A 15078-nucleotide genomic window follows, 5' to 3' on the forward strand; every position below is an offset into this window, starting at 1 on the left:
AATGAGTTAAGCTAATGAATATGCCCGAGGTCGTAGCGCAGCAGGTGAAGAGTGACGTAGGACTGGCCAGTGCTCTGAGGTCGTCCACGTTGCGGCTGTCGCGACAGCTGCGCCGCCAGCGGGTGGGGGGCCACGACCTGACCGCCAACCAGCTCGGCGTCCTCGGTGCACTCGGCAAACACGACGCGATGACGATCGGCGAGCTGGCCGCGCACGAGCAGGTCAAGCCGCCGTCGATGACGCGGATCGTGTCCAACATGGAGGAGGCGGGCCTGGTGGTCCGCCGCCCGCACGAGACCGACAAGCGTCAGATCGTGGTCGATCTGACCCCGGCCGCGCACGACCTGCTGCTGGCCAACCGCCGGCGGCGCGACGAGTGGCTGCAGACGAAACTGAAGAAACTGACTCCTGAGGAGCGCGACATCCTGCGCAAGGCAGCACCTGTTCTAGAGCGCCTGGCGGCCACGTGAGCCCGACCTTCCGCGCGCTGAAAGTCCGCAACTACCGGCTCTACGCCACCGGTGCCATCATCTCCAACGTCGGCACCTGGATGCAGCGGGTCGCCCAGGACTGGCTGGTCCTGGAGCTGACCCATTCCGGCACCGCCCTCGGTATCGTCACCGGCCTGCAGTTCCTGCCCGCCCTGCTGGTCTCCCCGTACGCCGGGCTGATCGCCGACCGGTTCCCCAAGCGCCGGGTGCTCACCATCACCCAGATCGCGATGGGCGCCGTCGCGCTGTTCCTGGGCGCGCTGACCGTCTTCGGTCTGGTCGAGGCCTGGCACGTGTTCGCGCTGGCCTTCGTGTTCGGGATCGGTACGGCGTTCGACGCGCCGACCCGGCAGGCGTTCGTGGTCGAGATGGTCGGCAAGGACGAGTTGTCCAACGCCGTCGGCCTGAACTCGGCCTCGTTCAACGCGGCCCGGCTGATCGGCCCCGGCCTGGCCGGCCTGCTGATCCACTGGATCGGGACCGGGCCGGTGATCATCATCAACGGTCTGAGCTACGCGGCGGTGATCCTGTCGCTGCACCTGATGCGCTCCAGTGAGCTGCACACGCCCAAGGTGGCGGCCCGGGACAAGGGCATGATCCGGGACGGGATGCGCTACCTGTGGCGCCGTCCCGATCTGATGATGGTGCTGGTGACGGTGTTCTTCGCCGGCTGTTTCGGGCTGAACTTCCAGATGACGTCGGCGCTGATGGCGGTCAGCGAGTTCCACAAGGGCGCGGGGGAGTACGGCATCCTCGGCTCGATCCTGGCGATCGGCTCGTTGGCCGGTGCGCTGATGGCGGCCCGCCGGGTCCGCACCCGCGGCCGGCTGGTGATGGGCGCGGCCCTGGCCTTCGGGGTGATGGTCATCGTCAGCGGCCTGATGCCGACGTACCTGACCTTCGCGCTGGTGCTGCCGCTGGTCGGCTTCACCGCACTGACGATGCTCACCGCGGCGAACGCGACCATGCAGCTCGGGATCGAGCCGACCATGCGGGGCCGGGTGATGGCGCTCTACATGACCGTCCTGATGGGCGGCACCCCCATCGGCTCGCCGTTCATCGGCTGGGTCGGCCAGGAGTTCGGCGCCCGCTGGTCGCTGGTGGTCGGCGGCAGCCTGACCCTGCTCGGCACCATCGCCTCGGTGCTGTACTTCTCCCGTCGCCGGGGCCTGGCGATCCGCCCACACCTGCTGCCGCGGCCACGGCTGGACATCCTCAGCCCGACCACGGACCTGCTGGGCGAGAAGTCGACGCTGACCGGCTCGTCGACACCCACCGCCGCAGACTCCACTGCTGTAGCCGCCACGCCGACCGAACCAGTCAAGCCTCGCGTCGCTTAGCCGCCGGAGGTGCCCCCGCACTCGAGTTGCGGGCTGGGGCGTTTCCACCAGGCGATCTCGTTCGCGGGAGGTAAGCGGTGCCGCCTGGGGTCAGGTTGCGTGCCACGCGCACAATGGGGCGTGACTCATTTCGACTTGGTGGTCGTCGGCAGCGGTTCGGGCAACACGATCGTGACCAAGCAGTTCGCGGACCGGAAAGTGGCGATCGTCGAGCGCGGTACCTTCGGCGGTACCTGCCTGAACGTGGGCTGCATCCCGACCAAGATGTTCGTGCACACCGCCGACCTGGCCGCCGTGCCGTCGCACAGCTCCCGGCTGGGCGTGGACGAGCAGCTCACCGGGGTGCGCTGGCCGGACATCCGGGACCGGATCTTCGGCCGGATCGACCCGATCTCGGCCGGCGGTGCGGAGTACCGGGAACAGCATCCGAACAACGTCAACGTCACCCTGTACCACGGCACCGGGCGGTTCACCGGCGAGCGTGAGCTGACCGTGACGGCGAACGAGGGTGGGCAGGCCGAGGTACTGACCGCCGACCGGTTCGTGCTCGCCGCCGGCAGCCGGCCGATCGTGCCGTTCGTCCCGGGGCTGGAGGAGACCGGCTTCCACACCTCCGACACGATCATGCGGCTGGACGAGCTGCCGCGCCGGCTCGGCATCATCGGCAGTGGCTTCGTGGCGGCCGAGTTCGCGCACGTCTTCTCGTCGCTCGGCGTCGAGGTGACGATGATCGTGCGCTCCGACCACCTGCTGCGGCACGAGGACAGCGAGATCGCGCAGCGCTACACCGAGCTGGCCAAGCAGCGGTACACCGTCCTGACCCGGCACGAGACGATCGGCGTGCACCGGAACTCCGAAGGCATCGCGATCCGGATGCTCTGCCCGGAAGGCGCCGAGGATCTGGTGGTCGACGAATTGCTGGTCGCGGTCGGCCGTGAGCCCAATTCGGACCTGCTGAACGTCGAGGCCGCCGGGGTCGAGCTGGAGAAGGACGGCCGGGTCGTGGTCGACGAGTACCAGCAGACCGCGGTCGAGGGCATCTACGCGCTCGGCGACATCTGTTCGCCGTACCAGCTCAAGCATGTGGCCAACCACGAGGCCAAGGTCGTGCAGCACAACCTGCTGCACCCCGACGACCGGATCAAGTCGGACCACCGCTTCGTCCCGCACGCCGTCTTCGGTTCCCCGCAGATCGCCTCGGTCGGGCTGACCGAGGAGGAAGCCACTGAACAAGGTGTCCCGTACGTCGTCGGCCGCCAGGCGTACGCCGACATCGCCTACGGCTGGGCGATGGAGGACACCACGGGATTCGCCAAGGTCCTCGCCGACCCGTACACCGGCCAGATCCTCGGCTGCCACGTGATCGGCCCCCAGGCGTCGACGGTCATCCAGCCGGTCATCCAGGCCATGAGCTTCGGCCTGGACGCCCACACGATGGCCCGCGGCCAGTACTGGATCCACCCGGCGATGCCGGAGCTGATCGAGAACGCACTGCTGAACCTGAAGCTCAACAAGCCGTAAAGCAACAGACAAGAGCAACAGACGGTGCCCCGGTTGGCGTGGGGTGCTGCTGGGTGCCGGGGTGACTGCATGGCGGGTCCGGGCCGCCAAGATCCAGTGACCGAGCAGGCACTCAGATGACCGGAGTTCATCCTCGGAATCACCAACTCCCAACCAGACCGGGGTTTCCGGCGTCTCATCTTGTGAAGTGGCCGGGAGGCGCTTCGCGGGGAGATGTTCGGTGATTCACGGGGGAGAGCGTCATGGTCAGCAAGCTCGGGGCGTTCATCAACACCGGTATCGGGGTCTCGGCGGCGTTCGTGGTGGCTGGGGTGGTTGCCTTCGGGCTGGCGCAAGCAGACCATGCCTCCGCCACCACGCCGGCCGGCTCCGTGACACCGGTAGTACAAGCCTCGGCGCCACAGGCATCAGCAGCACCGATCAGTACTCCGCGCAAGCCGATCGCCGACCCGACTGCAGTGGCCGGAGGCAACAAAGTCGTCTTCCTCACCTTCGACGACGGACCCGACCCGGTCTGGACGCCGCGAGTGCTCGAAGTACTGGCGAAGTACGGCGCCCACGCGACCTTCTTCGAGCTCGGCGGCATGCAGAAGGCGCACCCCGAGATCCATGACCAGATCCTTGCTGCAGGCAACACTGTCGGCAACCACTCGATCTCGCACGCCCAGCTGACCAAGACCTCGGCGACGAAGCGCCATCACGAGATCTTCGACGGCCCGCGATCGAAATGCTTCCGCCCCCCGTACGGCGCCGCCAACGCGAGCGTCCGCGCCGACGTCAAGGCGGCCGGCATGACTCCCGTGCGCTGGGACATCGACACCCTCGACTGGCAACGCCCGGGCAAGCAGGCCATCGTGAACACCATCCTCACCCAGGCCCGCAGCGGCAGCGTCATCCTGATGCACGACGCCGGCGGCGACCGCAGCCAGACCGTCGCGGCCCTCGACCAGGCGCTGCAAACCCTGACCGCCCGCGGCTACACCTTCCCTGCCATGGACTGCTGACGCAGCCGCAAGCTGAGTTCGGCGAACGCGGCGCCCATCAGGATCAGCCGTGGCCAATCCCCTGGACGGCGCCCTCTAGGATCGAAGGATGCGACTTTTTGTGGCGGTGGTGCCGCCGGTGGAGGTGGTCGAGCATCTGGCCGAGTTCGTCGGGCCCCGAAGAGATCATCCGGACGAGGACATCCGCTGGGCGGCGGACGAGAACTGGCACATCACCCTGGCGTTCCTGGGGGACGTGCCGGAGTACAAGACCGGCGAGTTGAGCGAGTGGCTGGAGGCGGCGGCCGGGCGGCAGAAGCCGTTCGATCTGCGACTGGCGGGATCCGGGGCGTTCCCGAGTGTGGCGGACGCGCGGGTGCTCTGGACCGGCGTACGGGACGAGTCGGAGGCGTTGCCGCATCTGGCGATGACGACGCGGTCGGCGGCGAACAAGGCCGGCGTGACCGTCGACGGGCGGAAGTTCACCCCGCATCTGACGCTGGCGCGGCTGCGGCAGCCGATGGACGTCGTGCGCTGGGTGCGGGTCTTCGACGAGTACTCCGGGCCGGCCTGGACAGCCGAAAGCATCGAGCTGATCTCGTCGCGTCTTGGGGAGGGCCCGAGCCATGGTGCGGCGTACGACACTGTGGGGGAGTGGAGCTTCTCCGGCTGACACTCCGGAAGGTTCGACCGTGGTCTAACTGAACGGCGGCGGGCCGGGGCGTCGGTAGGGTCGCCCGGTGGCCAACTACCAGCCCCATCCGCAGTACCAGCAGTACCCGCCGTCGCCTCCGCCGCAGCGCAGCTACAAGGTGTTGACGATCGTGTTCTGCACGGTGGTGGCGCTGATCGTGGTGGGTGGCGGTGCCTTCATCGTCAGCCGGTTCGCCGGCGGTTCCGGCGACGACGCGACCGGTACGACGGCTCCGTCGGCAAGCCGGACCACTGACGACGCCTCGACGCGGCCGAGCGAGGCGCCCAGCACCAACGGCGAGAGCCCGAGCTCCCAGCCGAGTCAGCCGGCTGCCAGCCCACCGGCCAGCTCGGCGCCGGCCACTTCGGCGCCGTCCGCGTGCGGGCGTTCGTGTCTGCCCGGTGTCACTCTCAACGGCGTGACCAAGCGGCTCCAGGCCAAGGGTTTCGTCTGCAAGTTCGACCGAATTCTGGGGATGCGCTGCGAGAAAGGCATGCTGGAGGTCGGCATCCGGCCCGTCTACAAGCAGACGACCTACGTCGAAAGCATCGACGTGGGCGGGCGGGCGACGGGCAGCGGGAACTACCCCGAAGGTCCAGGCAAGGCGCACGCGGCCCTGCAGGCCGGGCTGTCGGGAGTGCTGCCGCTGTTCATCACCGACGCGACTGCCCGGCAGCAGATCGTTGCCTTCACGGCGAAGAACTCCGCCCACGCTGCCACCGGTCCCGAAGCGGTACGCAACGCCAAGGTCGGCGGCTTCCGGCTGTCCTGCCACGGGATCAGCGGCGCCACCGTAGGCAAGAACGGCCGCAGCTCGTCCAGCTACTCCACCTCGGTGGACATCTACAGCGCGTCGGAGTACTGAGCGGTTGAGGTTCTGCCCGGAACAGCGAGCCCGGACAGAACCTCAACCGGCTGCTACTTGACGGCTCCGGCGGTCATACCCGCCACGAAGTGGCGCTGGGCGAGCAGAAAGCCGATCACTACCGGGATGCTGACCACCAGAGCGGCGGCCATGATCTGGTTCCAGTAGATGTTGGTCTGGGTGGAGTACTGCCGCAGACCCACTGACAACGTCCGGTTCGCCTCGGTCGTCATCACCGAGGCGAACAGCACTTCTCCCCAGGCCGTCATGAACGAGTAGATCGCCACCGCGATCACCCCCGGCCGGGCAGCCGGCAGTACGACGCGGAACAGCGCGCCGATCGGCCCGCACCCGTCGACCAGTGCCGCCTCGTCGAGCTCGCGCGGGATCGAGTCGAAGTACCCGGCGAGCATCCAGATCGAGAACGGCAGGCTGAAGGTCAGGTAGGTGATGATCAGGCCCAGCCGGGTGCCGACCAGCTGCAGCCCGGTGGAGTTGGTGATGTTGACGAAGATCAGGAACAACGGCAGCAGGAACAGCACGCCGGGGAACATCTGGGTCGACAGCACCGTGGTGGTGAAGACCGTCCGGCCGCGGAACCGGAACCGCGACACCGCGAAGGCGGCCAGGATCGCGATCGCGACCGAGCACACCGTCGCTGCCACCGACACGATCGTGGAGTTCACGAAGTACCGGGCCAGCGGCACCGTCTTCCACATGTCGGTGAACGGATCGAGGGTGAGATTCGACGGCCACCAGGTGAAGGCTCCCTGGACGTCGCTCAGCGGCTTCAGCGACGAGGTCACCATCACGTAGAGCGGCAGCAGTACGAACAGCCCGAGCACCGTCAGGACGACGGCCCGGTAGACCTTGAATCCTCCTGTGTCACGCACGACGAGACCTCCGGCCGGTGATGATCAGATAGGCGCCGGTGACGATCATCAGGAAGATCAGCAGCAGCACGGACATGGCCGCGCCGGAGCCGAAGTTCCAGGTCAGGAACGACGCGTTGTAGATGTGGAAGGTGATCAGGTCACCCGCGGGCGGTTGCGCGGTCCCGAACAGCACGTACGGCGTGTTGAAGTCGCTGAACGTCCACAGGAACAGCACCAGGACGAGCACCAGGTTGACCGGCCGGAGCGCAGGCAGGGTGATGTTGCGCCACTGCCGGACCGTTCCGGCGCCGTCCACCGCGGCCGCCTCGTAGATGTCGCGCGGAATGCTCTGCAGGCCGGCCATCAGGGTGAGGAAGGCGAACGGCCACAGCTTCCAGACCGCCACCGTGATCAGCGAGACCAGCGCGTTGCCGCCGATCAGCCAGAACGGCCGGTCGGTGCTGAGCCCGAGGTTCTCGACCAGGATGTGGTTCACGGCGCCGGTGTCGCGCTGCAGCATGAAGTTCCAGGTGAGGATGCCGGCGTACGCGGGCAACGCGTACGGCACCAGGAACAGGGTCCGGACCACGCTGCGGCCGCGGAACGGTGGCTGCAGCGCGACGGCCGCGGCCATCCCGAGCCCCCAGGCCAGGGCCAGGGTGATCAGCGAGAACGCGATCGTGACGCCGAACGACTTCAGCAAGCCCTGGCCGACCGCGCCGTCGAAGTCGACGGCGACCCGGTAGTTGTTCAGGCCCGCCGAGGGCGCCGCGGCCCAGTTGGCGATGAAAGCCCTGGTCAGCTTGACGAAACTCATCCAGATGCCGACCAGCATCGGAACGATGTGGATCAGCAGTTCCAGCAGGACGGCGGGGGCGAGCAGCAGATAGGGGAGCTTCCGGCTCAGCCCGGGGCGGCGGTCGAGCCCCCGCTTCCCCGACGGCTTGGAAGCCGTCGGGGAAACGGGGGCCTCTTCGGTGACGGTGGCGGATGCCATCAGCTACTGGCCGCCACTTGGTCCTCGGCCGTCTTCAGGGCGGCCTTCACTTCGTCGGCGGTGACCGTGCCGCCGGTGGCGATCTTGGCGAACATCGCGTTCATCGCCTTGCCCACGGTGCTCTCGTACTGGTCCTCGGCCGGCACCAGCGGCAGCGGCTTGGACTTGGTGTTGTAGATGTCCTGGAAGGTCGCCGCCTCGGCCGCGTCGGTGGTGAAGACCGGCTTGGCGTCCTTGAGCACCGGCAGCGACGCGAACGGCTTGCCCAGCGTGGTCTGGGTCGGGGCGTCGGTCATGTACTTGACGAACTTCAGCGCCGCGTCCTTGTTCTTGGTGTTCTTGAAGATCGACAGGTTGATCCCGGCCACGTGGCTGGCGACCGGCGCGGCCGCGTCCTTCGGGGCGGGGAACGGCACCACGCCGTACTCGCCGGGCTTCATGCCGTTGGCAACGATCGAGGAGTCGGCGTTGTTCTGGTTGATCACCATCGCCACCTTCTTGGTGGCGAAGTCGTTCACCGACTTGGTGCCGTTGTCGTACTGCGCGTTCGACGGGTTGGCGACCTTGTCCTTCTGCATCAGGTCGAGGTACCGCAGCACGCCCTGGACGTTGCCGTCGGTGGTGAAGGTCGGCTTGCCGTCCTTGTCGAACCAGTCGGCGCCGTTCTGGGCGCCGTTGATGAAGGCGAAGTGCACGTTCTCGGTGTAGCTGCCGGCGGCCAGCGCCATCCCCCAGGTCTTCTTCGCGGGGTCGGTCAGCTTCTGCGCGGCGGCGACCATCTCTTCCCAGGTCTTCGGCGGCTGCAGGCCGGCCGCGGCGAACATCGCCTTGTTGTAGTACAGGCCGTAGGCCAGACCGTAGAGCGGGACCGAGGTCGGGTCGGTGCCTTCCTTGCCGCCGGTCGCCAGAGCCGTCGGCACGAACTTGTCCTTGCCCCCGATCGCGTCCATCGCCGCACCGTCGAAGGGCAGGAACGCCTCGGTGGCCTGCAGCGACGCGGCCCAGGTGTTGCCGATGTTGACCACGTCCGGGCCCTGGCCCGAGGTGGTCGCCGTCTGGATCCGGGTCTGCAGGTCGTTCCAGCCGATCACCTCGAGCTTGACCTTGACACCGGTCTCGGCGGTGAACTTCTCCAGAACCGGGGTCAGCACCTCTTTGTCGTTGTCCAGGCTGGTGCCCTGGTTGCTGGCCCAGTAGGTCAGGGTCTGATCCCCGCCACCACTACTACCGCCAGAGGAGTCGCCCGAGTCGCTGCCACCACAGGCGGCCAGGCTGATTCCCAGGGCGGACACCGCTGCTGCGGCTACAAGCGAACGCAGTCTCACGTCGGACTCCCTCGTCCCGTCGAGCCTCCGGCAGGAGAGCGGAGGCAGGTGCGGCCCATAGTGGCCTAACCGGTTAAGTATCGGAACCCTAACCGGTTCAGTTCGGGTCGCTTCGTTATGTCACCGTGATCCGGTACCCGGTGTGATGCAGGTTACTCACGCAATATGTCGCTTCTCGCGCACGATTGCGCAAGATCCAGTTACGGCTGGATCAGCGAGTACTACGGGGTGCCGCGGCCGACGAAGCGCGTACGTGCAGCACGCCGGCAGGAGTCTCCCAGTGCAGCCCCGACTCACCGGCCGCGATCCGGAACAGCAGATCGGCGGCCATCCGCCCGCGCTCCATGTTCTGCTGGTCGACAGCGGTGATGCCGGGGAGGGCGAGCTCGCACAGCGGCGAGTCGTCCCAGGCCAGGATCGACAGCTCCTCCGGTACGGCGGTGCCGAGCTCGACCGCCACGCGGAGCGCGGCGACGGCCATCAGGTCGTTGCCCAGCACGAGCGCGGTCGGCCGGTTCTCGGTGGCCAGCACCTGACGGGTCAGCGCGGCGCCGTCCTCGTACCGGTAGCTGCCTTCGTAATGGGTGACCCGGATACCGCTCCGCTCGGCGTGCTCCTTGAGCAGCTGGACGCGTAGTTGCTCGTGGACGAAGCTGAACGGTCCACTGACATGCGCAATGTCGGTGTGGCCCAGCTCCAGCAGGTGGTCGACCAGCAGGTGCACGGTCTGCTCCGGGGAGCTGATCAGCCGGCCGACGCCGTCGTCCGGGGCGTTGGAGCTGACCACCACGCAGGGGACGCCCAGCTCTTTGAGCGCCGGGATGCGCGGGTCGTCGTTGTGCTCGTCGAACAGGATGAAACCGTCGACCCGGCCCTGCCGGCTCCAGCGGCGCAGTACGTCGAGATCCTGGCCCTGCTCGCCGGTGAGGCGGAGCAGCAGCGAGGAGTCGACCTCGTTCAGGTACTGCTCGATGCCGACCAGAGTGCGCATGTAGAACGCCTCGGTCGAGATCAGTGCCGGGTCGCGGGCGATCACGATGCCGATCGTCCTGGTTCGGCTCGCGGACAGCGCGACGGCGGCCGAGTTCGGGTGGAAGCCCAGTTCGGCGGCGAGACTGAGCACTCGCTGGCGGGTCTCGGCGCTGACACCGGAGCGGCCGTTCAGCGCGTAGGAGACCGACGCCTTGGAGATGTCGAGACGGCGTGCCAGGTCGCTGATCGTGACGCGCTGACTCCGGCGTCCGCCGCTGCTGATGACTTCTTCGTCCGCGATCTCGTCGCTCCCTCCCCGCATGGGCCGAACGTTAGCAGCGCCGGAAACTTGGATAGCGTTATCCCATGACGTCGTCCGAGTCACGTCCCAGCGCCCACCGCCTCGACTTCCTGCCTTGGGAGTACGCCGGAGGCGCGTCGGGGGCGGAGCGGCAACGCCAGGCAGAGCGGCAGTCGGAGCTGTCCGGCACGGTGCAGTTCGCCGCTGACACGTTCGTCGCGGAGAGCGCCGCGGTGTTCTGCGACGTACTGCGGCTGGGGGAGCGCTCGTACGTCGCGGCCCACGCCTACCTGACCGGCGAGATCTCGATCGGCGCCGACTCGACCATCAACCCGTTCGCCGTCGTCCGTGGCCGGATCACTCTCGGCGACGGCGTCCGGATCGGCGCCCACACCTCCTTGCTCGCCTTCAACCACGGCACCGCGCCCGACCAGCCGATCCACCGCCAGCCTCATACCTCGCAGGGCATCACCGTCGGCGACGACGTCTGGATCGGCTCCAACGCCCTGATCCTCGACGGCGTCACCATCGGCTCCCACAGCATCGTCGGCGCCGGCGCGGTGGTCACCAAGAACGTCGACGAGTGGTCGGTCGTCGCCGGCAACCCGGCCCGAAAACTCCGCGACCGCCGCACTCCTCGCGCCACCATGGCACCCACCGCGACCGCTTCCCTGTCCGCCAGGGCAGCCGCGTTGGCGAGCAAAGCCCGGCACCAGGCAGTCGAACTGCTCGACAGATGTTTCGACGGCGAACGGTTCACGGACCGGCCCGGTCTCGGGGACGAGCCGATCCGCCCATGGTGCGACGCCATCGAGATCTCCGACCTGCTGCTCCGGCGTACTCCGCCTGGCCACTCGGCCACCGATCTGGTCGAGCGCCTGCGCGGCGCCGAAATCTCCGTCCTGGAAGGCCAGGGCAGCTACCACGTCCTCTGTGTCGGCTATGCCCTCCAGCTGCTCGGCAGTGGCTTCGAGCAACCAATCCCGCTGGACCTCACCACGGACCGGTACGACGCGTTGCCTTGGGCAAGAAATGCCTGGAGCGCGGGTGCCGCGATCGACTCCGTCGGCACGGCGATCGCCTGGAACCTCGACCACCGAAGCGATTCCGGTCGTCTCTTCGAACTCTTCGGCTGGTTGACGGCCCGCGCCGACCCGAGCACCGGGATGTGGGGGCAACCACACCCTGACGACGGCTGGCTGCAGGTCGTCAACGGCTTCTACCGCCTGACCCGTGGCACCTACGCGCAGTACGGGCTGCCGCTGCCCTATCCGGAAGCGGCGATCCGGACCCTCCTCGCTCATTCGCAGGACCACCGCGTCTTCACCGGTGACGGCTTCAACGCCTGCAACGTGCTCGACGTGATCCATCCGCTCTGGCTGGCCGGCAAGCAGACCGAGTTCGGCCGCGCGGACGGCCGCCGCTGGGCCGAGCGCATGCTGGACGCCATCCTGGACCGCTGGGTGGACGGTGCCGGTTTCGCGTTCGCTCCCGACGGCACGGACGACCGGGCGGTCCCCGGCCTGCAGGGCACCGAGATGTGGCTGGCCATCATCTGGCTGCTCACCGACTACCTGGGGTTCTCCGACGTCCTCGGCTACCGCCCCCGCGGAGTACACCGCCCGGAGCCGCTCATCGCGGTACCGAAGCCGGCCTGAACCACCCACTGGCCTGACCGCCCGGATGCGGGTCCACTAACCTGAGTCGGTGGACCCCCGGACCCGACGGCTCGTCACCTCTGTCGTACTAGCGGCGCTGGTCGCGATCGTGGTGATCGCTGCCCTGGTGAAATGACCGGCGCCGGCGAGCGGTCGTCGTACCTGCTGCGGGCCGGTCTGGTCCGCAACGTCCGCAACGGTGAGCACCTGACCACCTTCGTGGTGGCGGGGGTGTCGACCGTCCTGATCACGCGGCTGATCCTCGGGCTGAGCGGCTACCCGCAGCTCGGCGGCAAGGGCCTGCACATCGCGCACGTACTGCCCGGTGGGCTGCTGATGCTGCTGGCGATCTACCTGCTGCTCTCGTACGTCGGCCCGGTGGTGCGGCCGGCGGCCGCGCTGGTGGGCGGCATCGGCTTCGGGCTGTTCATCGACGAGGTCGGCAAGTTCGTCACCTCGGACAACAACTACTTCTACCAGCCGACCGCCGCGATCGTGTACGTCGTGTTCGTGCTGATCGTGCTCGGCTCCCGGTTCGTCAGCAACCGGCGGCCGATCGACGAGCGGGAGCAGTTGGCCAACGTCGTCGACAACGCCGTCGAGGGCGTCGCCGGCGGGCTCTCCCGGCGCCGCCGCGCTCACGCCTCCGAGCAGCTTCGGGCAGTCGGTCCGGACGTCGCCGGGCGGCGGGAGGCGCGGGCGCTGCTCGCGGCCTGTCCGGCGGACGAGGTGGAGCTTGCCGCGCCGGTCGACGCGGCCTGGCAGGCGCTGCAGCGGGGCTTCGACCGGCTGGCGACCCACCCGATGGCGCCGACCATGGCGATCGTCGTACTGGCGGTGCAGGCGATCGGCGCTCCTCTCATCGCGGCCGGGATCAGGCTCGACGACGGGCGGCTGCTGACGGACCTGCCTGTACTGGGGGTGGCTGCCGGGAGTTTGCTGTCGGCAACGTTCACCGTGCGGGGCGGGTTGCGGCTGCGGGCCCGGGACCGGGCTCGGGCGGTGCGGTTGTTCGAGCTGGCGGTGCTGGTGTCGCTGCTGGTGACTCAGGTGTTCCAGTTCGCCGGGACCCAGTTCGCCGCCGTGGGTGGGATGTTGCTCGACCTGGTGCTGCTGGGACTGCTCGGCGCCGAGAGCGACCGGCTGCGGCGTGAGGCGACTCCGCCGGCGGCTTGACCCGGCCGCTGCGATCGCCGCTCCGAGGGTTGTCCACAGGCAGGAGATTCGTCGCTGGATCCGCGCCGGATCGCGGCATCTTCTCTGGTGAGAACACTGAAGGGCACGGACGCGGCCGCATCGGCCGGGCGGCCCGTCAACACCGAAGGAGAGTGACCATGGTCCGGGTGATGCTCGAGGACGCCGACTACTGCGACGTCCCGTCCGACCTGATGACGTTCGACGACGGCGTCATCGTCTTCTGGCGCGACGGCGAGGAGGTCGGCCGGCACCGCCAGCTCCGCATCCGCGCGCTCGAACTCCCGGCGGCACGCTCGTTCGGCCGCCGGATCGAGGAAGCCCGCAAGACGTATCCGAACGCCTACCGCAGCTGGACCAAGGAGCAGGAGGACCAACTCACCGAGCTGTTCACCAGCGGCGCCAGCAAGGACGCCCTGGTCGCCGCCCTGGGTCGCCAACCGGGAGGGATCGAGACGCGCCTGCGCGCCCTCAACCTGCTCACCGAGGAGGAGAAACTCACCTGAGCCCGCTGTCGCGAGCCCGGGTCCTGGGGTGCCCGGGCGAGACCGTTTTGTGATCTCGTGGAGGGGTCGGCGACAATGGCGCGATGCAGGCTGAGCAGGAAGCGGATGAGCGGGCGGACGACGCGGGCGAGGAGTCTGTCGCGCGGGCCGCGGTTCGGGCTGCGTTGCTGGAGCCCGGCGGGCTGGTTCGGGCGGTCGGATCCGGGCGGCGGCGGGGCGCGGAAGCCCCGCGGTACCAGCGGGTGGAGTTGCGGTATGTCGACCTGAAGGGCACCCGGCATCTGCAGGTCACGGAGTACGACGAGCGCCAGGCGCACACCCGCAACGCGGGGGCCGAGGCCGCCGACTCGGTGGTGGACGAACTGCTCGGCACGCCGTACGGGAACTGGCATGTCGAGACGACCACCGAGACGCTGCGCCTGCGGTACACCAAGAAGGGCAAGTCGCTGCTGCACCGGCAGGCCGAGCAGCACGAGCAGCAGACCTCGCACGACCGGACCAAGCAGCGGATGCTCGACCCCGGCGCGCCGTTCCTGATCGAGCTGGGCATCAGCGACCATCTCGGCCGGGTGAAGCCGTCGCGGCAGTCGAAGTACAAGCAGATCGACGAGTTCTGCAAGCTGTTGCTGCCGTCGCTGGAAGAGGCGTTGTCGGCAGGCCGGATCGAGACGGGCCGGCCGCTGCAGGTGGTCGACCTCGGCTGTGGCAACGCCTACCTCACCCTGGCGGCGTATCACCTGCTCACGGCGGCCGGGCACGACGTGCGGATGACCGGCATCGATCGCACTCCGGCGGCGCGCGAGCGGAACACCAAGCGGGTCGCGTCGCTCGGCTGGCAGGACCGGTTCCGGTTCGTCGACGCGAACATCGCCGACGCCGAGCTCGAGGTCCGGCCGGATGTCGTGCTCGCGTTGCACGCCTGCGACACGGCGACCGACGACGCGCTGGCCCGGGCGGTCGGCTGGGACGCTCCGCTGATCCTGGCGGCCCCGTGCTGTCACCATGACATCCAGAAGCAGCTCAAGAGCGTCGAACCACCGGCGCCTTACGCGCTTCTCACCAGATATGGCATCGTTCGGGAGCGGTTCGCCGATGTTCTGACGGATTCACTCCGGGCAGCGGTGCTCCGACAGGTCGGCTACCGGGTAGAGGTGGTGCAGTTCGTGGACAGTGAGCACACTCCGCGCAACCTGCTGCTCCGCGCTGCCCGGACGGGGGCGGCCGCCGGCCCGCAGGTCCGCGCCGAGTACGAGGCGCTGACCGGCGAGTGGCAGGTCACGCCACACCTGGCGACGCTGATTCTTGATCCCGACCGCGAGGCGGTGCTTTGAGCTTGCTGCGCAACGCCTTGACCCT

At 68.3% G+C, this 15078-nt stretch carries 14 protein-coding genes; 10 read left to right on the plus strand and 4 right to left on the minus strand.

Annotated elements, in window-relative coordinates; genetic code table 11:
- The first annotated feature begins 20 nt into the window (after positions 1-20).
- From OX958_RS07295 to OX958_RS07320, 6 genes are all read left to right on the plus strand, one after another.
- The gene (locus tag OX958_RS07295) at positions 21-470 is read left to right on the plus strand and encodes a MarR family winged helix-turn-helix transcriptional regulator (protein WP_270136406.1); all 450 of its coding nucleotides are present in this window, start codon (positions 21-23) and stop codon (positions 468-470) included.
- On the plus strand, positions 467-1831 hold the full coding sequence (locus OX958_RS07300) for an MFS transporter (protein ID WP_270136407.1): 1365 nt from the start codon (positions 467-469) through the stop codon (positions 1829-1831). The genes OX958_RS07295 and OX958_RS07300 overlap by 4 nt, the downstream gene beginning before the upstream one ends.
- Positions 1832-1951: 120 nt before the next feature.
- Positions 1952-3352 carry a mycothione reductase gene (locus tag OX958_RS07305; protein WP_270136408.1) on the plus strand — a complete coding sequence of 467 codons (1401 nt, stop codon included), beginning with the start codon at positions 1952-1954 and terminating at the stop codon, positions 3350-3352.
- 242 nt (positions 3353-3594) lie between these two features.
- The gene (locus tag OX958_RS07310; protein ID WP_270136409.1) at positions 3595-4356 is read left to right on the plus strand and encodes a polysaccharide deacetylase family protein; all 762 of its coding nucleotides are present in this window, start codon (positions 3595-3597) and stop codon (positions 4354-4356) included.
- Between the two features lie 88 nt (positions 4357-4444).
- Positions 4445-5008, plus strand: coding sequence for an RNA 2',3'-cyclic phosphodiesterase (thpR, locus tag OX958_RS07315; RefSeq protein WP_270136410.1), 564 nt, complete (start codon positions 4445-4447; stop codon positions 5006-5008).
- A gap of 67 nt (positions 5009-5075) precedes the next feature.
- The gene (locus OX958_RS07320) at positions 5076-5894 is read left to right on the plus strand and encodes a hypothetical protein (protein ID WP_270136411.1); all 819 of its coding nucleotides are present in this window, start codon (positions 5076-5078) and stop codon (positions 5892-5894) included.
- A gap of 53 nt (positions 5895-5947) precedes the next feature.
- Here OX958_RS07320 and OX958_RS07325 read toward each other — a convergent pair whose 3' ends face one another.
- The 4 genes from OX958_RS07325 to OX958_RS07340 all read right to left on the minus strand — a co-directional run bounded on the left by OX958_RS07325 (position 5948) and on the right by OX958_RS07340 (position 10385).
- Entirely contained in the window at positions 5948-6787 is an 840-nt protein-coding gene (locus OX958_RS07325; RefSeq protein WP_270136413.1) for a carbohydrate ABC transporter permease, read from the minus strand.
- Positions 6780-7766, minus strand: coding sequence for a carbohydrate ABC transporter permease (locus OX958_RS07330; protein ID WP_270136414.1), 987 nt, complete (start codon positions 7764-7766; stop codon positions 6780-6782). The genes OX958_RS07325 and OX958_RS07330 overlap by 8 nt, the downstream gene beginning before the upstream one ends.
- Complete coding sequence (locus OX958_RS07335) at positions 7766-9091, minus strand: ABC transporter substrate-binding protein (RefSeq protein WP_270136415.1); 1326 nt, start codon at positions 9089-9091, stop codon at positions 7766-7768. Before OX958_RS07335 ends, OX958_RS07330 begins: the two co-directional genes overlap by 1 nt.
- 211 nt (positions 9092-9302) lie before the next feature.
- Entirely contained in the window at positions 9303-10385 is a 1083-nt protein-coding gene (locus OX958_RS07340) for a LacI family DNA-binding transcriptional regulator (RefSeq protein WP_270136416.1), read from the minus strand.
- A 44-nt stretch (positions 10386-10429) separates the two neighbouring features.
- Between OX958_RS07340 and OX958_RS07345 the strand changes: the two genes are divergently transcribed.
- The 4 genes from OX958_RS07345 (at position 10430) to OX958_RS07360 (ending at position 15053) form a co-directional block, all read left to right on the plus strand.
- The gene (locus OX958_RS07345) at positions 10430-12022 is read left to right on the plus strand and encodes an acyltransferase (RefSeq protein WP_270136417.1); all 1593 of its coding nucleotides are present in this window, start codon (positions 10430-10432) and stop codon (positions 12020-12022) included.
- 132 nt (positions 12023-12154) lie between these two features.
- Complete coding sequence (locus tag OX958_RS07350; RefSeq protein ID WP_270136418.1) at positions 12155-13198, plus strand: hypothetical protein; 1044 nt, start codon at positions 12155-12157, stop codon at positions 13196-13198.
- 158 nt (positions 13199-13356) lie between these two features.
- Positions 13357-13722, plus strand: a complete 366-nt coding sequence (locus OX958_RS07355; protein ID WP_270136419.1) for a hypothetical protein — start codon at positions 13357-13359, stop codon at positions 13720-13722.
- Between the two features lie 83 nt (positions 13723-13805).
- Positions 13806-15053 (plus strand): class I SAM-dependent methyltransferase, encoded by a 1248-nt coding sequence (locus tag OX958_RS07360; RefSeq protein ID WP_270136420.1) that lies wholly within the window; start codon positions 13806-13808, stop codon positions 15051-15053.
- Positions 15054-15078 lie beyond the last annotated feature (25 nt).

It is taken from the genome of Kribbella sp. CA-293567 (assembly GCF_027627575.1).
Classification (GTDB): Bacteria; Actinomycetota; Actinomycetes; order Propionibacteriales; family Kribbellaceae; genus Kribbella.